Origin of the sequence: Pandoraea sp. NPDC087047, assembly GCF_044745225.1 — a bacterium.
GTDB lineage: Bacteria > Pseudomonadota > Gammaproteobacteria > Burkholderiales > Burkholderiaceae > Pandoraea.
Genome location: NZ_JBIUZU010000001.1, coordinates 101,654 through 120,180, shown reverse-complemented (window position 1 = coordinate 120,180; position 18,527 = coordinate 101,654). Strand labels below are relative to the sequence as shown.

Below are 18,527 nucleotides of genomic sequence, written 5' to 3'. Positions count from 1 at the left end.
TTCGGTCGGTTTTCATATGTCCAGTTCGTACAGTGGTTGGCTCGTTGCGCTATCGCTCGCAGTTGCAGTACTCGCGTCGTTCACCGCACTCGATCTATCGGGTCGCATCTATCTCATGACTCACCGTGGCATGCGCCACACGTGGCTCGCCGTGGGCGCGACCGCCATGGGTATCGGTATCTGGTCGATGCACTTCATCGGCATGCTCGCCCTGTCGCTGTCGCCCTCGTGGACCCCACTGGCATCGAAAACCACCCTGGCGCTAGGCTACGACCCGGCCATCACCGCGGCCTCGCTCGGCATTGCCATCCTCATCTCCTGGGCGGCGCTCTGGCTCATCGCCAGCGAGCGCTTTACCCGCTGGCGGCTGGGCTGCGCAGGCGTGACACTCGGCCTGGGCATTGCCGCCATGCACTATTGCGGCATGGCTGCCATGAAAATGGACCCGGCCATCGCGTACGATCCGGTGCTCTTCGCCATGTCGATTGCCATTGCGATCGCGGCAGCCACGGCGGCGCTGTGGATCGCCCGGACGTTGCGCGACGGCAGTCTGCGCTACGTGATGGCCAAGCGCGTGGGCGCCGCGCTCGTCATGGGGCTCGCCATCACGGCAATGCATTACACGGGGATGTCCGCCGCGACCTTCGCCGCGGGGGCCGTGTGCGGTGCGGCCAGCGGCGTTAGCTCGCCGTGGCTGGTAACGACCGTCAGCCTGTTCACCTTCCTGATTCTTGTCACCACCCTGCTCGTCTCCCGTCTGGATGCGCGCACCAGTTTCCTCGCCAATTCCGTCCTGCAACTGAACACCCAGATCGCCCGCATGGCGACATACGATGCGCTGACCGATCTGCCCAACCGGCGGGCGCTGCATGACGCCGCCGCACGCATGCTCATCAACTCGCGCCGCGACCAGCGCCGTTTCGCGGTGCTGTTCATGGATCTGGACGGGTTCAAGACCATCAACGATTCGCTCGGCCACAACGTGGGCGACGATGTCCTGCGCGCCTTCGCCAAACGGCTGCGCAAAAACGTGAATGGCGACGATGTGGTCGCCCGGCTGGGTGGCGACGAGTTCGTGGTGTTGCTCGGCTCGCTGTCCTCGCCGGAAGTGGCGGGCCGTGTGGCCCAACGTCTGCTCGACGACATGCGTGACGGCCTGAAGGTCGGCAACCAGTCGCTGCACGTGATGCCCAGCATCGGCGTGGCGCTCTTCCCGGATGATGGCGACAGCATCGACCTGTTGCTCAAGCATGCGGATACGGCCATGTACGAAGCCAAACGCGCCGGACGCGGTATCTTCCGCTACTTCGAGCCGCGCATGAACGCCGCAGCGCAACGCACCTGGGAGATCCAGCAGGCACTGCACGACGCCGAGAGCGAGCAGTACTTCTCGTTGCACTTCCAGCCAAAGTACCGGGGCGACACCGAAGCGCTGGCGGGTGCCGAAGCGTTGCTGCGCCTGACACATCCGACCTTCGGTGAGTTGCAACCGGCCGACTTCATCCCCGTGGCCGAGCGCACCGGACAGATCGTGCAGATCGGTTATTGGGTGGTCCGCGCGACCTGCCAGCACATCCGGGAATGGGACGCCGCCGGCCTGCCGCCGGTCAAGGTCGCGATCAACCTATCACCGCGCCAGATGGCGCAGTCGATGCTGGTCGAGAATATCGTGGAGATCGTGCGCGATGCCGGCATTGCCTGCACACGGCTGATGTTCGAGATCACCGAGACGGTGGCGATGTTCGACGCCCAGCACACGATCGACGTGATCCGCGCATTTCAGGACTACGGCTTCGAAGTGGCCATCGACGATTTCGGCACCGGGTATTCGAGTCTGGCGTACTTGCAGCGCTTTCGCGTCAAGCAACTGAAGATGGACCGGTTCTTCACCAATGGTCTGGATACGTGCGGACGCGAAGGCAGCGCCGTCGTCTCCGCCATCATCGCGCTGGCGCACTCGCTCGATATGGATGTGGTGGCCGAAGGTGTCGAGACGGCGTCTCAGCGCGAGGCGCTCAAGACGCTCGATTGCGACGAGCTGCAAGGTTTCCTGCTGGGCAAGCCCCTCACGGGCGACGCCTTCGCCCGCCTGCTCGCCGCCCGCCCGGGTGTCCCGGACGCGCCTGTGATGGCCTGAGTGTGGCCCAGACGCGCTGAATGGTCCGACTATCGGTTATTGCGCCTCGGCCTCGTCGGCATCCGTCGACGACTGCCCGGCAGCAAACTCCGCCGCCCGGGCAAGGCGCGCCCGCATGCTCTCGTTGGCCACCGGCCCGGCCGTGGGCACGTGACGCTTCGGGTCCAGACGCACCCCGGTCACAGCATCGACCACCACCGGCTCGACCACCTTGCCCGTCTCCTGATCGACCAGTTGGGCCGCGATCCCCTCCGGCGCGAAATGCCGGTTGCCCCACGCCAACAGTGCCCAGAGCACCGGACGGAAATCGCGCCCGGCATCGGTGAGCACGTATTCGAAGCGCGGCGGACGCTCGCAATACTGGCGTCGCGCCAACAAACCTTCTTCGACCAGCGCATTCAGACGCCGGGTCAGCATGTTCGGCGCGATATCCAGGCGACGCTGAAAATCGTCGAAGCGCGTAGTGCCGTAGCCGGCCTCGCGCAGAATCAGAATGCTCCACCATTCGCCCACCCGCTCAAGGCTGCGGGCGATGGGGCATTGCATATCGCGGAATGTCTTTCGTTGCATCAGGATGCCTCGCGTTCAGGGACTTCAGGGACGACAGGCCCTGCCTATTACCATGCAAGCGAGCATAAGCGTGTCGACACCGGCGGGCAAGCCGGCCAGTGTCCTGACAATGTCATTTCTCGCGCATGCGATCCGAACTCAATTCATTGCTTCAATAAGAATCAACAGCTTATCCGCCTTTCATGAACCAGATTGTTTGAAGTGAATTCTCGTGCCGACGCGTCAATGCGCGTCCGCGCTCGGTGCTTTGGGCGGTGCAACCCGGCGCATGAGCGGCACCATCAGCGTGACGCACAGAAAGATCAGCCCCAGCCCACCATAGATGTCGCCGAACGTCATGGTCTGTGCCTCGCGCAGTGTCAACAGCCAGAGCTGATGTAGCGCCGCCGTCTGCGCATCGATGGCATCGAGCCCCGACGCACTCATCCGCGCCCCCACCCCTGCCAGCCACTGACCGACTGCCGGATTGCCCTCGCCCATATGCTCGGCCAGCCGGAAGAAATGCAAATTCGTCCGGTCGTTGAGCACCGTGGTGCAAACAGCAATGCCGATCGCGCCGCCAAGATTTCGCATCAGATTGAAGAGACCGGAGGCCAGCCGCAGTCGTGCCGGTGGCAGACTCCCCAAAGTCAGCGTGACGATAGGTGCCACTGCGAACTGTTGCGCCGCACCGCGTAACGCCTGCGGCAGCATCAGTTGTGCCGTGCCCCAGTCGTGCGTAATCGGCGCGAACTGCCACATCGACAAGGCAAACCCGCCAATGCCGACCATCATCAGCAAACGCAGATCGACCCGGTTGGCCAGCATCGTATAGAAGGGAATCGACAGCAACTGGAAGATGCCCGTCGAAAACACCGCCATCCCGATTTCGAACGCCGAAAACCCGCGCACTCGCCCGAGGAACAGCGGCGTGAGATAGATCGTCGCGAAAATTCCGATCCCGGTGGCGAAAGAGAAGAAACAACCCAACGCGAAGTTACGCTGCTTGAGGGCCCGCAAATCCACAATCGGCTGTGCGAACACCAGACTGCGCCAGACGAACGCAACGCCGCAAAGCCCGGCGAGCCAGGCCGTCGCGCGAATGGTGTCGTCGCCGAACCAGTCCCAGCGCGGCCCCTCCTCCAGCGTGTATTCGAGGCACCCGAGGCTCACGGCCATCAACACCATGCCGAGATAGTCGGCCCCGCGCAGCAATGAAAAGTCCGGACGGTCGATGCGAACCATCAGCGGCACGGTGATCGTCACGAAAATGCCCGGCACGATGTTGATGAAAAACAACCAGTGCCACGAATAGTTGTCCGTAATCCAGCCGCCAATGGTCGGCCCGAGCGTGGGCGCCAGCGACGACAAGCCGCCAATCACCGCGGCCGCCACCACCCGCTGCGGCCCGCTGAAAAAAGCGAACGCCGTGGTGAACACCAGCGGAATCATCGAGCCGCCGAGGAAGCCTTGCAACGCACGGAACGCGATCATGCTCTGGATGTTCCACGCCGCACCGCACAGCAGACTCGCCAGCGTGAAGCCCGCCGCCGATGCCGCGAAGATCCAGCGCGTCGACATCACCCGCGACAGCCAGCCCGAGAGCGGAATCACGATGATTTCGGCGATCAGGTAGCTCGTTTGCACCCACGCCGTTTCGTCCGCTCCGGCCGACAACCCGCCGCCAATGTCCCTGAGCGACGCCGACACGATCTGGATATCGAGCAGCGCGATGAACATGCCGACAACCATCGTCGCGAACGCAATGACCTTGGCCGGCGTGGACATGGCGTCGGCCGAGAATCCACCGCCGGACGTCGGCGTCGCGATTCGGGGACGTTCGTCGTTCGCCGACCGCGCCGGTTTAACGCCATCGTTTCCAGCATTCCCGGTGCTACCGCCATCGCCGGCAGGCAACGGCAATGCCCCTCCGGTTTGCGCGGCGCTCATCGTGCTGCCACCTTGGCGGCGGCCGGGGCGAGCGTCTTGTCACGACCGCTGCCACCGGCACCGCGCGCATCCACTTCGGCCGTGACCGACAACCCAGGGCGCAACGTGCCCAGACGACCATCCCCATCGTCGAGTTGCACCCGCACCGGCACGCGCTGGACGATCTTGGTGAAGTTGCCCGTCGCATTTTCCGGCGGCAGCACGCTGAACTGTGCGCCCGTCGCCGGCGCGAGGCTCGCGACACGGCCATGGAACACGCGGCCCGGCAGCACGTCTGCTTCGATCTTCACCGGCATGCCGGGACGCAGCCGCGCAAGCTGCCCTTCCTTGAAATTCGCGTCGACCCACAGACCGTGGGCGGGCACGACGGCGAGGAGTTGCGTGCCCGCCTGCGCATAAGCCCCCGTGCGCGCACGACGATTGCCGACGGTGCCGTCCACCGGGGCGCGCAAGACCGTGTCTTCGAGATTGAGTCTGGCGATGTCGCGCTGCGCGACGGCCTGCGCCAACCCGGCCTGCGCCTGCTGCTTCTGCGTGGCGATGACGTCCAGTTGACGCTCGGCCGCCACCGCGGCCGCTTCGGCACGCTCGCGATTCGCCGCGATCTGCTTGTAATCGGCGTCCGCCTTTTGCGCGCTTTGCACGGATACCGCTGATTTGGCGACCAGATCCTGATAACGCACCTGATCGTCATGAGCGCGGCGAGCATCGGCCGTCACGGCCACCACGCTCGCCCGGGCCTGCGCAATCACCGCCGTCTGCAATCGGGCCGTCGCATCGAGATTCGCGAGCAGCGCTTGTTGCGCGGCCACCTCGCCCTCCGCTTTCGCCAGCGCCGCGCGGTAATCCCGGTCGTCCAGACGCACGAGCACGTCGCCGGCGTGCACGGCCTGGTTATCCGTCACCAATACCTGCGCGATGTAGCCCGGCACTTTCGGGCCGAGCACGGTCACGTCGCCGCCCACATAGGCATCGTCCGTCGACTCGAGGTAGCGCGCCGTCGTCCACCAGTAAGTCCCGTAGCCCAACGCGGCAATCACCGCGACGGCGAGCATGCCGCGCACGGCAAGGCGGCGCACAAGCGGGCGCTTCTCGAAGGGGCCGCCCGGCTGGCTGGCGTTCTGGGCGGGAGTGCTCGGGGATGTCATGGGTCGATCCTTCTTCGCTCTAGGGGTGACAAGATGTGCAACGATTTGTTGCTTTCATAATGAAAGTGAGTATAGAGTTGCAACTATCATCATGCAAGCAACTGATTGAATCCCATGACCGCACCCCTGCCGACGATTACATCGACTCCGTCGATGCCGCGCCTTCCCGGCGCAACTCCCGTGACGCTGCGCAATGTCTTGCTCGCGTTATCCGTCGGCGCCCTGGCGGGCTGCGCCGTGGGCCCCGATTACGTCGCGCCGAAGGCCAGCCTGCCCGCGCATTTTCAAGGCGGCGCCCTGTTGTCGCAGCGCGACGCGAGCCATGAGACAGGTGCCACGGCGGCTGACAAAACCTTGCCACTGGACACGTGGTGGACGAGTTTTCACGACCCCGTGCTGACGGGCATCGTCGAGCAGGCGCTCGCGCAGAACCTCGATTTGCAGGCAGCGATGGCCCGCGTGGCGCAAGCCCGGGCGCAAGCACGCGAGGCAGGTGCGCAACGGCTGCCATCGCTCACGCTGAACGGCAGCGTGACGCGCGAGCACCAGTCGCTGGACGGCCCCTTGGGCGTCGTGGCCCGCAATGTCCCCGGCTACAACCGCAACATGACGATTTACGACATTGGCGCAGGCGCGAGCTGGGAGCTGGATTTGTTTGGCGGATTGCAACGCTCGGCGCAGGCCGCCGGGGCGTTGGCGCAGGCGGCGCAAGCCCAGCGCGACGGCGTGCGTGTGAGCATCGTGGCCGAAGCCGCCGATGCCTATTTTCGCGTGCGGGCGGCGCAACGGCGGTTGGCCATCGCACAAGATCAGATCGAGACGGATGCCCGGCTGATGGACATCGTGCGTCTGCGCCTGAAAGACGGATTGGCGACGGCACGCGAACTGGCACAGGCCGAAGCGCTACTCGCTCAGGCGCGCACCACGCTGCCGCCCCTGCGCATCGAACGCGAGACGCAACTGAATCGGCTGGATGTATTGATGGGCGCCGCGCCCGGCACGTACGCACGACGCATGAGCGCGAGCACGCAGGACGACGATATGAAGGCCCGGGCGCTAACGATCCCCGCCATCGGCGACGCGAGCGCACCGGCCGATTTGCTGCGCCGCCGCCCGGACGTCATCGCTGCCGAGCGCAAACTCGCGGCGTCGAACGAACACATCGGCGCGTCGCTGGCGGAGTATTACCCCAAGCTGTCGCTCTCGGGCGTGCTGGGCTTTGACACACTCGCGGGCGCTCGCGTACCGAGTGTCGCGACGTTCCAGCCGCTGGCCGCGCTGGGCCTGCGTTGGCGCTTGTTCGATTTCGGACGCATCGACGCCGAAGTCGCGCAAGCCCGGGGCGCCAACGCGCAGGCGCTGGCGGAGTACCGTCTGGCCGTGCTGCATGCGACTGAAGATGTGGAAAACGCGATCGTCACGCTTGTCGAGCTGGAGCAGCAGCGCAAGGATCTCGCGAACGCCGTGGACGCACAAACGCGCGCACGCGACAGCGCCCAGGACGCCTACACCGGAGGCACAGTCAGTTTGTACGAAGTGCTCGACGCCGACCGCCAGCTATTGACGGTGCGCGATGCCGACGCCCGCGCCCAGACGGACAACGCCCGCGCCGCGGTCGCGACATTCCGTGCGCTAGGCGGCGGATGGGGGTCCGAGACGCCGACGCTGGCACAGACGCAAACCCAAACCCAACCGCAAACGAAGTGATCCAAAGGATGTGACGACGGGAGCCGAGCCGCCCGGCCCCGAGAACTCACGGCCGTCGCGCCCGCCGAAGGACTGACGCCGTCGGCGCTGCGGCATTGCTGGCGCGACGCTTGAATCCCGGCGACATTCCGGGAGACATTCCCGCCGTCATGCCACGCCCCGCACCGGCAGCCGGAGGCGCCGCCAGCATCGACTGATAGGTGGAAGCCAACGCCTCCTGCGCGCTGACCTGCTCACGCAATCGCGCAATGACAACGTCCTGCAACGCCTTGGCCGAACGCATTTCATGCTGCGCTTCGGTCATGGCCCCGAGGCTCGCCTCGGTTTCCTGCAACTGACGCTGCATCTGCTTGCGCTCCTGCTGCAAAGACTTGATCGACTCGCGTGCCGCATCGAGCTCCAGCATCAGTCGACGCTCGTTAGCATCGGCACGCTCAACCAGCTTCGCGCGCTCGGCGTCCCAATCGGCACGGTGCGACGCATGGGCGTCTTGCAGCGCCTGCGTGGCGTCACGGGCAGCGAGGAGCGATTGCCGCGAGGCGACCGCATCCGCCTGCGCATCGATCAGCAACGCCTCGGCCCGGCGTGCCTGCGCCTGCGCCTCCTCGCGCGCCTGACGCGCATCCGCGGCGGCCGTCTCCGCCGACGCAATCCGCTCGTGCAACACCGCCCGCGCCTGCTCCAACGCCTCGCGATCTGTGGCCAGTTCTGCCTCGCGCGCGTCGAGTAACGCGCGCTGCGCAGCGGCTTCGTCCGCCAATGCGGCGCGGCCTTCATGAATCGCGAGCGCCCACAGGTCCAACGCCGCTCGCGCTACCGACTCGGGCATCGTCACGCCCGCCGGCACTCCGGCGACGCCATCGCCCGCCCCCTGCAAACGCGCCCCGAGCCCGGCGAACCACCCATCCAGATAGGGACTTACCGTGTTCGGGGAGCCCCGCCCCAACTGCTGACGAATGCGCTCGATGGTCGGCCGCTGCCCCGCCATCAACAGCGCATCGGCCGCTGTCCAGACGTCATGCTCGGAAATGCCCCGACCACCCGGCCGGGGCGACGGCGCGAACGTGGCGGATTTCGGTGTTTGAGACGCAGTCATCGCGAAGCACTCCCTGGAATCGACAGCATTGCCAAATAACTCACGATAATGGAAGATTATCGTGAGTTATTTATTGAATACGTTATATTTATTACATATTACATATTAAATCATATGTCTGGTAGAAAAATCATCTCTCGGGGCAATTCGTCGCCTGAATTCGGCGCGGGGGCCGTCGCAAAGCGCTCGGCCACCGTGCCGCCTTTCGCACTGCCCGCGCCGCTCAATCCCGCTGCGCTCCACGCCGATGCCCGCGAAGCGGCGCAGGCCCTTGCCCGCGAAGGCGATTCGGCGAATACGCGTCAGAGTTATCAATCGGCCATGCGCTACTGGATGGGTTGGTATCGCTTGCGTTACGGCGAAGCGCTTGTCGCTCCCTTGCCGCCCGCGGTCATCGTGCAATTCGTCGTCGATCATGCGCAGCGTCAAGGCAAACACGGCCTGACCACGGAAATGCCGGATGCGCTCGATGCGGCACTCGTCACGCAGGGACTCAAGGCGCGTTGCGGCCCGCCCGCACTGGCCACACTGCTCCACCGGATCAGCGTCATCGCCAAATGGCACACATCGCGCGACTTGCCGAACCCGTGCGCAGAACCTGCCGTGCGAGAACTACTCGCCAAGACGCGTCGCGCCTATGCCAAACGCGGTGTTCGTACGGCCAAAAAAGACGCCCTCACACGCGAGCCGTTACGCGCATTGCTCGCGACCTGCGACGACTCGTTGCGAGGCAAGCGCGACCGCGCACTGCTGCTCTTTGCCTGGGCCAGTGGCGGCCGACGACGCTCCGAAGTCGTTCGCGCAACGTGCGAGAGCGTGCGACGCACCGGGCCGGACCACTATGTCTACGCGCTCACGTGGTCGAAAACGAACCAGCAGGGGGCCGACCTGCCCGAGAACGAAAAACCGGTCACTGGCGCGGCGGCGGCAGCGCTCACGGACTGGCTCGCCGCGTCCGGCATCGAGGAAGGCCCGATTTTTCGTCGCGTGCGGCGCGGCGGCCATGTCGGTGAAGCGCTCTCCGAAGCTGCGGTGCGCGACATCGTGCGCGACCGGTGTGCCCTTGCGGGTCTGGACGGCGACTTCTCCGCGCACTCGCTACGCGCCGGCTTCGTGACCGAGGCGGCCCTTCAACAAGTGCCGCTCGCCGAGACAATGACAATGACCGGGCACACCAGCGTGGCTACCGTCATCGGCTACTTCCGTCGCGCGGACATGCAGCGCTCTCGGGCGGCCGATCTGATGGGGACGGAGGAAACGGGCCGAACCCTTGAGAGGACGGAAGCGAACGAGGCAAACGACAACGTGAACGCCAGCGGCAACCGCGCCTGACGCCCCCCCGGCGCGCATGACGAGATTCCCCTGTCAGTTCCGGGGGTAGCTGGCGCAAAGATGTATTTAAGTGGTATCTTTTGCCGCAATGGGCGTATGCCATAGTGAACGCACTGAACCCACTGAACATATCGCCTGCTGTGACTGCTGCTGTTCCCCCCACCGAACACTCAAAGGTGCAGATCGTCATGTCTAGCTCTACTGCCTCCCAATTCCGCAATCGCGCACTCATCGAACGACTTGGCCTGCTCACGCCGATCGTGCAGGCACCGATGGCGGGCACGTCCACCCCGGCGCTCGCGGCTGCCGTCTCCAACGCAGGCGGGCTCGGCTCGATCGGCGTGGCGGCAGTCAGCGCCGAAGCCGCCCGTCAGGCCATTCACGAGACGCGCGCGCTCACGCGCAAGCCCTTCAACGTCAACCTGTTCTGCCACGCCCCCGCCAAGCTCGACGCCGCGCGCGATGCCGCCTGGCTCGCCTATCTCGCGCCCGAATTCGCGCGCTTCGACGCGGCACCGCCTGCCACGCTTAGCGAGATCTACAAGAGCTTCGTGGCCGACGACGCGATGTACGCGATGCTGCTGGAGGAGCGCCCGGCCGTAGTCAGCTTCCATTTCGGGCTGCCGTCGCAGGACAAGATCGACGCATTGCACGCCGCGGGCATCACCTTGTTCGCTTCGGCCACGAATCTGACGGAAGCCAAGGCAGTTGAAGCGGCGGGGGTCGACGCCATCGTCGCGCAAGGTTACGAGGCCGGCGGCCACCGCGGACGCTTCGAAGATCTGGGCGACCGCGTGCCCACCGATGACGAACAACTCGGCACGCTCGCGCTCGTGCGCCTGATCGTCACGCACACGTCGGTGCCGGTGATTGCCGCGGGCGGCATCATGGACGGCGCCGGCATCGCCGCGGTGCTCGCACTTGGCGCGCAGGCGGCGCAACTCGGCACCGCCTTCGTCGCGTGCCCGGAATCGTCGGCAGATGCGGCCTACCGCGAACGCCTCACCCGCCCGAACCCGCCGCGCACCGCCCTCATCCGCGCCATCTCGGGACGCCCCGCACGCGGCTTCGTCAATCGGCTGTACGCCATCGAACAAACCGCCGAGCGCCCCGACCTGCCCGCTTATCCGGTGACGTACGACGCGGGCAAAGCGCTCAATGCCGCGGCCAAGGCCAAGGGCAACAGCGATTACGCCGCACAGTGGGCCGGTCAGGCCGCGCCGCTCGCGCGCGCGATGCCCGCCGCCGAACTGGTAGGCGTGCTGCGCGCGGAACTGCACGACACGTTCGACGCGCTGCGCGAGCTGGCCGCCACGTTCTGAGCGGAGCCTGCCCATGACATCGACTTTGCGCCCGACAGTGAAAATCACCCAGCGCCTCGGCATGTCGACGCCGATCATTCAGGCGCCGATGGCCGTGGCGTCGACGCCGGCGCTGGTCGCGGCAGTGTCCAACGCGGGCGGGCTCGGCTCGCTCGCCGTCGGCAATATGGACGCCGTCGCCGCGCGCGACGTCATTCGCCAGACGCGCGCGCTGACCTCGCGTGCGTTCAATGTGAATGTCTTCACGCACCTGCCGGCACGCTCGGACGCCACACGCGAAGCGGCGTGGCTCGACTATCTCTCGGCGGAATTCGCCCGCTACGACGCAACGCCGCCCGCCGCTTTACGTGAGATCTATCTGAGTTTCGTCGAAGACGTGGCGATGTATGAAATGTTTCTCGAGGAACGCCCGGCAGTCGCCAGTTTCCATTTCGGACTGCCGTCGCAAGCGTGGATTGATGCGCTGAAGGCTGCGGGCATCACCTTGTTCGCGTCGGCCACAAATGAGGCGGAAGCCGATGCCATCGAAACGGCCGGCATCGACGCCATCGTGGCGCAAGGCTGGGAAGCCGGCGGCCATCGCGGACGGTTCAACGACGAAGGCGACCGTCAGCCGAGCGAGGACGAACAACTCGGCACCTTTGCGCTGGTGCGACGGCTGGCGACGCGCACGTCGCTGCCGGTCATCGCCGCAGGCGGCATCATGGACGGCGCCGGTGTGGCGGCGGTTCTGGCGCTCGGCGCACAAGCAGCACAGATGGGCACGGCTTTCGTGACGTGCCCGGAGTCGGGTGCCGATGCCGCCTACCGCGACGCGCTGCTCGGCGGGCAACCGCCACGCACGGCACTGATTCGCGCCATCTCGGGACGCCCGGCGCGCGGGCTCGCGAATCGCTTCTGGGCGCTGGAGCAAGCCCCCGGACGCCCCGCCATTCCTGATTACCCCATCACCTATGACGCCGGAAAATCGTTGAATGCGGCAGCAAAGGCACAGCAGGAAAGCGGCTACGCGGCACAATGGGCCGGCCAGGGCGCACCGCTTGCGCGCGCACTTCCGGCCGCGCAACTGGTCAGCATCCTGACGCAGGAAACTCGCGATACCATCGCTGCCGCAGGCGCGTTGCAGCGCTGACCGACAGCGAAGCACCCCGCGCCTTCGGGAAACGCCCGGTACGTAAGCCATCCCTCTCGGAGAGTTCAAGGCATGTTCAATGCAATCTTGCTGACGCAGTCCGACGGCACCACGCACGCAGCAGTGACCGAACTTCAAGACGATGCACTGCCCGCCGACGGCGACGTGCTTGTCGCCGTCGATTACTCCACCATCAATTACAAGGACGGCCTCGCCATCACCGGCAAGGCCCCTGTCGTGCGCACGTGGCCGATGGTGGCCGGTATCGACGGCGCGGGCACCGTGCTCGAGTCGTCACACCCCGCGTGGCGCCAAGGCGATCGTGTCGTGCTCAACGGCTACGGCGTGGGCGAAACGCACTGGGGATGTCTCGCGCAAAAGGCCCGCCTGCGCGGCGACTGGCTGGTGCGACTGCCCGAGCGCTTCTCGCCACGCGACGCCATGATCATCGGTACGGCCGGCTACACGGCCATGCTCAGCGTCATGGCGCTCGAGCGTAGTGGCGTTCTGCCGCATCACGGCGATGTGCTGGTGACGGGAGCCTCCGGCGGCGTGGGCTCGGTGGCCATCTCGCTGCTCAGTTCGCTGGGCTATCGCGTCGTTGCCTCGACGGGCAAGCTGCGCGAAGCGGAATATCTGCAAGTGCTCGGCGCGGCCGAAGTAATCGATCGCACCCTGTTGTCGGAACCGGGCAAGCCGCTGCAAAAGGAACGCTGGGCGGCCGTGGTCGATTCGGTCGGCTCACACACGCTGGTCAATGCCATCGCACAATTGCGATACGGCGGTGTGGCAACGGCCTGCGGCCTCGCGCAAGGCATGGACTTCCCGGCAAACATGGCGCCCTTCATTCTGCGAGGCGTCACGTTGCATGGCATTGATAGCGTGATGGCCCCGCGCGAATTGCGTGAAGAAGCGTGGCAACGGCTCGCGCGCGATCTCGAACCGCAAAAGCTCGGCGGCATTTCGCATGACGTTGGCCTGTCGAACGCCATTGGTGTGGGCCAGCGCATCGTCAACGGCGAGATCCACGGTCGCGTAGTCGTCGACGTGAATCGCTAACGCTTTCCCCCCCAAAAAACGACAACGGGCAGCCCTGCAGGCTGCCCGTTGTCGTTTTCATCCAGAAATCCGCGTCCGCAACGCCTTCTCCCAAATTTCCGCCAGATCTGACTGGTCAGATGGATGTGGCGTCAGAGAATCGATAGGGTCTAAACGACCTGATTCTATCTTCGACGGAGAAACTCATGGACGTACGAACCAACACGGTTGGTGCACCTATCTTGCCTGCGCAGGCCCCAAACCAAGAACCGACGCGCACGACCCCCGAATTGGCGCCAGAAGCGCAATCGCCCGAGCCATTGCCCCAATCAGACAGCCACGCTGCATCACGCTCACTGCAGTCGGCCGCTGCGACGCTTGACCTGCTGGGTCAGCAAATCCGCGCATCGCGCAACATGAAAAATTCGCGCGTCCACAACGAGAATAAATCTGGCGGTACGACACTCGATTTCACGAAGAAGGCTGAATTCAAAAGCCATCTCGACCTCATCAAGTCCGTATTCAATACGCCCGCAGACATCCATACGCCCACCCTGCCGATAACGCTTTCCGGCAGTCGCGAGGGCACAGGATTTGCCTCTTCCTATTTGAGGGCATTCGATCGGCTGGAGGCGCTTTCGAAAGACGCCCGTATTGCTGATATGGCCGCCATGCTCAAGGTCGACGCGCAAGACCTGAGGGCAACGGTCGGTAGCGACGGACGCGGCAAACTGGAAGCCCGCTCGACCACAACGTCCAACGGAACCTACGTGACGCTACACGAAGACACGGTCTCGGAGAGCTCGACCGACCCCATTCAAACCGCCTTTTGCGCAGCCCGCGAAGCCGGAGGGCACGCAAGTTTTGTGGCCGGACAATCGGCCGAGGCGTCGGTCCGAGACCTGCTCGCTTTTTACGGTGTCGAACCCAGCAATCCGACAACGCCCTTTGAGCGGGAGTTGACAACGGAAGCCGTTCACGCGCTATCGGCAGCGCTCCCGGAAGCCGAATCGCAAGCGCAATGGGGTATCCGGGCAGATTTCGGCAATCTTGGCGAGCGGGTAAAAGAAGAATACTCGGGTCACCGATATATCGCGCCCAACAAATGGTCGCCTCTGGGTCAGGAGATGGCGGCCGGCCGGGCGTCGCTCAAGACGCTCATCCAGTCAGACCAGTTTCTCGCGCAAAGCGGGATATCTGGCGGCATTGAGCACAATTCGGTATTCGCGACGGTAGATAAAAACGACGCCTTGCTGATTCACGCAGATTATTTCGATGCCAGCGGGTCCAGAAAAAACGCAATCCATTCCTACCCGAACGATTCGTCCTCCACGCCCGCACCGAACGAGGAAAACATCAAATCCCTGCGCGAACGCGTACGGAGCGTGGGCGGAGAGATCTACTTGAGAGGCGTCGTCGAGAGCAACCAAGCGCTCAAATATTATGGCGTTACGGCCCTCGACCGCTCAACCGGACACGGCCGACAGGCAGTCGCAGACCGGCTCAAAGAAGTGCAAACGCAATATCTGTTGGGGGCCAGCCGTAACGCCATCGATCTCGACAGTCTGGTGACCCCCGACGATCAGGCCACCATTCTTCACGAAACCCGTGCGTATCTTGACGGCAAAGAATCTTCCCTGCTTGATGAACTGGGCACGGAAGTCATTGCCCACAACGATGAGACCGCGTTACGCAAGACCCCCGGTCATTTTCTTCACCAGGCGTTGAGCAGCGCAGAAGCATCGCGTTTTACCAAACGCTTGCTCGACAAGCTGGGCTGGGTCGGCGCAAAGGACAACGAGGTTGTCCCGGCCGAATTGCAGTCCAAGCTGCTTCACAAAGCGATTGCGCTCCAGTTGGAAGCTGCTGCCGAAACATCGGGGAACAGCGAGCACACATTGGGCTATCAATTCGACCAGCCTGATAACGGAGGCAAGTTCTATTCGGAAATTACTGCCGACTTCGAACGTCATCTGCTGAAAGAGGGGCTGGCCGGCTCGCAGAACTCGGCCATCCTCAGCGCCCGAGCCTACCGGCAGAATCTGCCGGGCGAATTCGCGGTGCTCGACATCCCGCCGGGCATGCGCTACAAGACGTCCATTTCCTGGGTGAAGTTTGCGCAGGGCATCAACGTCGCACGACATCTGAATCCTGACGCGGTGCGAAACATGACGTTCGGCGACGTCGTCGATCTTCCCGATCAGGCTTCCGCGGTCGTCACCCGACAAACGGAGCAAGCAACCACCGAGTTGGAGAGGCAGAACGCCCAGCGTGCCAAAGACGCACTCGATCTGTTGAAACTTGGCCCCGTGCGCGAATGGGCACTCGCCCGCGGCATGACGACCGCAAACCCGGACGGCAAGACATTGAGCCAGGAGGAGTTGAACACCGCCACGTCACGATACGAGTCGGCAGTCAAACAACTGGTGCAAAGCTATGAAACGCTAAACCGCCCCCTGCCGACCCGCGTCGCCATGGCAGATGCCGAACTCAAGGCCGCCGGCATCGACCCCGAAATGGAATTGCGATATCGCCGCCAAATGACCACTGGCAGGAATGGCGGAAGCCGGCGTGTCGAATATGTCACCACGTCGCCGCGCGATCTGTATATGTCCGGCGAGATCAAAACATTCGATTTTGGCGTCCAGATGCGAGATGCAAATTCCGGCTGGACACCTTTCAATAACAAGTCGTCAGGCGAGATTCAAGGCCTTCCGGACATCAGCAAGGCGTTCCAGGAAAAATACGATGCCGAACTGTTGAAAAACAAGCAGGCCTATCAGGCGATTGTTGAAAACCTGTTGGAGACGATCCCTCTCCAGGATCGACAGGCCATCGACGCTTGGGAGGTTAAGCTCTTCTCTGTATCCGAACCTTACAACACCCGAAATCGCACACCGGGAAAATTGGGGACCCACGGATTCATCCTAGAGGCGAAGAAAAATGAGACCGAAAAATTCTCGTACGAGATATTCCCTGAAGCCGGCCATATCAGACGCGCATCGACCGACACCTGGGTATATGCGGATTCCGAGATCATCCGACATGCCCCGGCCTCGGCTTCGGGACCGCCGAGTTTTCGCAATACATTGCCTCAGCTAACGGCCGAGACCACCCCGCTGCCACCGGACTCCTACACTACGAACGTGGACTGGGATGCGTATTCAAAAGGCAGCGCCCCCGGGCCGGAACCGAGGTCGCGTGCGGTATTGCGCAATATCGGTCAATACCCCGCGCGCGACGATACTGGATCAGCGCGCAACGACGATCCGTGGCGCACCGCTCGGGCCAATAGCATAACCAATACGGTTGGCGACAAGATTTTTCTGGCGAATCAGGAGGAATTCCTTCAGGTAGCCAAGGGGCAGTCTGCGCGAGAAGCCGAGATTTCCTCGCGGCTGGCGCTTGTCGACACACTGACCGGATTCATCCCCTTTTATGGCTCGGTCAAAGATTTGCAATCGGACAAGCTTTCAGAGCGGATCATGGGAGGTGCCGGTCTGTTTCTGGACATTGCGACGCTTGGACTACCGATCGGCCGGGTACTCAATGGCGGCGCGCGTGCTGGAATGCTCGCCGCAAATGGCAGTTGGAAAGCGGCGCAACAAACGCTTTCCAGCACGCTGAGAAAGTATGGTCCGGGCATCGCTAGTGAAGCCCTCGTGCTCCCCGATCTTGCGAAGACCGGGATCCAGATGGCCAAGGGCACCAAATCATTCATCACGGAAGGGTTCCGGCACCTGCGCGGAACAACGGAGGTGCTGGCAGATGCCGGCAGATTATTGGGCGCCGCCGACCCTCGCACCTGGAAGCCCGCACACGCCGGGGACATGCTGCGCACACTGGAAGGTGTGGACAATGTGCCGGTTCGGAACGTGGGTACGCCTGACAAGCCTGAATTTGCCCAAATCTCCCCCACTACCGGCGCGGCGATCGGCGGACGTTATATCGAGGTGGCCGGTGATCTGCGCAGAAAACCCAACCTGGCGGGTTTCGAGGCAACGCTCTCGCCAGCGGAAATCGCTCAGATGTCGCCTCGCGGTAACGGGGTGTGGGATCTTGCCGGTAAGCAGTATGTCGGCATGGACGGGAAGCACTACGAATCGACCTTTAGCAATGGCGAGCGATATATCAAGCACCCGACGTCCATCGGCAACCAATATCAGATCGAACGAACGCCGAACGGCCAGTGGTTGCCCCTGCCAGGAGGTGGCCGCGGCGGCGGAAAAAGGCGTCACGACGGCGCAGTGGATAGCGGCGCATCCGGCGCCAAGCAATTCAGGGGTGCCGATCAGCCCGTAGGCTGGAGTGAGCCGCAACTGGCGACATACCGCACACAACTGAAAACCTACGGGCAAACCGACGGCGCGATCGACAAAATCGTCAAGGCAGCGAATGAGGGAACGCTGACGCCCGCGCAAAAGAAGTACCACGAAAGTGGCGTTCAGGCGGTTCGTGAGATGTCTGCGCCGACACCCGCATCGACATCCACGGCGAGACCTTCTCACGCGCCCGGATCGCCGTCGCATATTGAGCCACGGCCAGCACAGTCGACACCGGGCTCGTCCGCAAGTGCGCGCGCGCCGGAACCGGGCATGCCGGCAGCACTGGCTCGAATGAGAGCCGTACCGCGCGACCAGTGGCCGCCGTTCTTATACCACTACACAAGCGAGCGTAATTTCTCTCAAATGCGCAGCGATAACGTGCTGAATTACTCGGTCATCGATTGGCACACGCCGATCAAGCCCATGGGAGCATTCATGACGCCAGTCCCGCCAAATGGGAATACGCTTCACGACATTTCAAAATCCATTTTCCCCACCAATTTCCGGTTCGAACAGTACCGGGAGAATGGCGTCGCGAGGTATTTCAAGTTCGACACGTCGAAAATGCCTGGAAACTACGCGATTTACAAATCGGACGTGCCGGGCAGCAATGAATTCTTCGTCAGGGGGACGCCGGACGAACGAATGGGGCTTGTGTTCCGAGGCAGCCTCATGGGCAAAGCCCGAGATTATCTGGTGGAGAGCGGGGACACGGTAAGAAAGGGAGGCGCAACGCTCTCGAAGTGAGGGATGTGACGTTGCCTGATGGACAAAGGGGAACCAGGGGGTTC

Annotated in this window: 11 protein-coding genes; 7 read left to right on the top strand and 4 right to left on the bottom strand. The window is 63.6% G+C overall.

Annotated elements, in window-relative coordinates; all coding sequences use genetic code 11:
* Positions 1-16: 16 nt before the first annotated feature.
* Positions 17-2,137: a putative bifunctional diguanylate cyclase/phosphodiesterase gene (locus ACIPHM_RS00460; RefSeq protein WP_400323199.1), complete on the top strand. Its 2,121-nt coding sequence runs from the start codon at positions 17-19 to the stop codon at positions 2,135-2,137.
* A gap of 36 nt (positions 2,138-2,173) precedes the next feature.
* On the opposite strand, the gene ACIPHM_RS00455 is transcribed toward ACIPHM_RS00460, so the two are convergent.
* The 3 genes from ACIPHM_RS00455 to ACIPHM_RS00445 form a co-directional block, all read right to left on the bottom strand.
* Entirely contained in the window at positions 2,174-2,707 is a 534-nt protein-coding gene (locus tag ACIPHM_RS00455) for a winged helix-turn-helix transcriptional regulator (RefSeq protein ID WP_400323196.1), read from the bottom strand.
* Positions 2,708-2,929: 222 nt separating this feature from the next.
* Positions 2,930-4,474, bottom strand: a complete 1,545-nt coding sequence (locus ACIPHM_RS00450; protein ID WP_400324276.1) for a DHA2 family efflux MFS transporter permease subunit — start codon at positions 4,472-4,474, stop codon at positions 2,930-2,932.
* A gap of 158 nt (positions 4,475-4,632) precedes the next feature.
* On the bottom strand, positions 4,633-5,784 hold the full coding sequence (locus ACIPHM_RS00445; RefSeq protein WP_400323193.1) for an HlyD family secretion protein: 1,152 nt from the start codon (positions 5,782-5,784) through the stop codon (positions 4,633-4,635).
* Between the two features lie 114 nt (positions 5,785-5,898).
* On the opposite strand from ACIPHM_RS00445, the gene ACIPHM_RS00440 reads away from it, so the two are divergent.
* Positions 5,899-7,491, top strand: coding sequence for an efflux transporter outer membrane subunit (locus ACIPHM_RS00440; RefSeq protein WP_400323190.1), 1,593 nt, complete (start codon positions 5,899-5,901; stop codon positions 7,489-7,491).
* Positions 7,492-7,537: 46 nt separating this feature from the next.
* On the opposite strand, the gene ACIPHM_RS00435 is transcribed toward ACIPHM_RS00440, so the two are convergent.
* Positions 7,538-8,587 carry a DNA-binding protein gene (locus ACIPHM_RS00435; RefSeq protein ID WP_400323187.1) on the bottom strand — a complete coding sequence of 350 codons (1,050 nt, stop codon included), beginning with the start codon at positions 8,585-8,587 and terminating at the stop codon, positions 7,538-7,540.
* Between the two features lie 114 nt (positions 8,588-8,701).
* Between ACIPHM_RS00435 and ACIPHM_RS00430 the strand changes: the two genes are divergently transcribed.
* From ACIPHM_RS00430 to ACIPHM_RS00410, 5 genes are all read left to right on the top strand, one after another.
* Positions 8,702-9,919 (top strand): site-specific integrase, encoded by a 1,218-nt coding sequence (locus tag ACIPHM_RS00430; RefSeq protein WP_400323184.1) that lies wholly within the window; start codon positions 8,702-8,704, stop codon positions 9,917-9,919.
* 188 nt (positions 9,920-10,107) lie between these two features.
* Positions 10,108-11,241 (top strand): NAD(P)H-dependent flavin oxidoreductase, encoded by a 1,134-nt coding sequence (locus ACIPHM_RS00425; RefSeq protein WP_400323181.1) that lies wholly within the window; start codon positions 10,108-10,110, stop codon positions 11,239-11,241.
* Positions 11,242-11,254: 13 nt separating this feature from the next.
* Positions 11,255-12,373 (top strand): NAD(P)H-dependent flavin oxidoreductase, encoded by a 1,119-nt coding sequence (locus ACIPHM_RS00420; RefSeq protein ID WP_400323178.1) that lies wholly within the window; start codon positions 11,255-11,257, stop codon positions 12,371-12,373.
* A 72-nt stretch (positions 12,374-12,445) separates the two neighbouring features.
* Positions 12,446-13,432: an MDR family oxidoreductase gene (locus tag ACIPHM_RS00415; RefSeq protein ID WP_400323175.1), complete on the top strand. Its 987-nt coding sequence runs from the start codon at positions 12,446-12,448 to the stop codon at positions 13,430-13,432.
* Between the two features lie 185 nt (positions 13,433-13,617).
* Positions 13,618-18,483: a hypothetical protein gene (locus ACIPHM_RS00410; RefSeq protein ID WP_400323173.1), complete on the top strand. Its 4,866-nt coding sequence runs from the start codon at positions 13,618-13,620 to the stop codon at positions 18,481-18,483.
* Positions 18,484-18,527 lie beyond the last annotated feature (44 nt).

Coding starts and splice junctions, on each gene's coding strand:
- ACIPHM_RS00455 (WP_400323196.1), bottom strand. CDS start 2,707: ATGCAACGAAAGACATTCCGCGATATGCAATGCCCCATCGCCCGCAGC.
- ACIPHM_RS00425 (WP_400323181.1), top strand. CDS start 10,108: ATGTCTAGCTCTACTGCCTCCCAATTCCGCAATCGCGCACTCATCGAA.
- ACIPHM_RS00460 (WP_400323199.1), top strand. CDS start 17: ATGTCCAGTTCGTACAGTGGTTGGCTCGTTGCGCTATCGCTCGCAGTT.
- ACIPHM_RS00415 (WP_400323175.1), top strand. CDS start 12,446: ATGTTCAATGCAATCTTGCTGACGCAGTCCGACGGCACCACGCACGCA.
- ACIPHM_RS00450 (WP_400324276.1), bottom strand. CDS start 4,474: ATGTCCACGCCGGCCAAGGTCATTGCGTTCGCGACGATGGTTGTCGGC.
- ACIPHM_RS00410 (WP_400323173.1), top strand. CDS start 13,618: ATGGACGTACGAACCAACACGGTTGGTGCACCTATCTTGCCTGCGCAG.
- ACIPHM_RS00440 (WP_400323190.1), top strand. CDS start 5,899: ATGACCGCACCCCTGCCGACGATTACATCGACTCCGTCGATGCCGCGC.
- ACIPHM_RS00430 (WP_400323184.1), top strand. CDS start 8,702: ATGTCTGGTAGAAAAATCATCTCTCGGGGCAATTCGTCGCCTGAATTC.
- ACIPHM_RS00445 (WP_400323193.1), bottom strand. CDS start 5,784: ATGACATCCCCGAGCACTCCCGCCCAGAACGCCAGCCAGCCGGGCGGC.
- ACIPHM_RS00435 (WP_400323187.1), bottom strand. CDS start 8,587: ATGACTGCGTCTCAAACACCGAAATCCGCCACGTTCGCGCCGTCGCCC.
- ACIPHM_RS00420 (WP_400323178.1), top strand. CDS start 11,255: ATGACATCGACTTTGCGCCCGACAGTGAAAATCACCCAGCGCCTCGGC.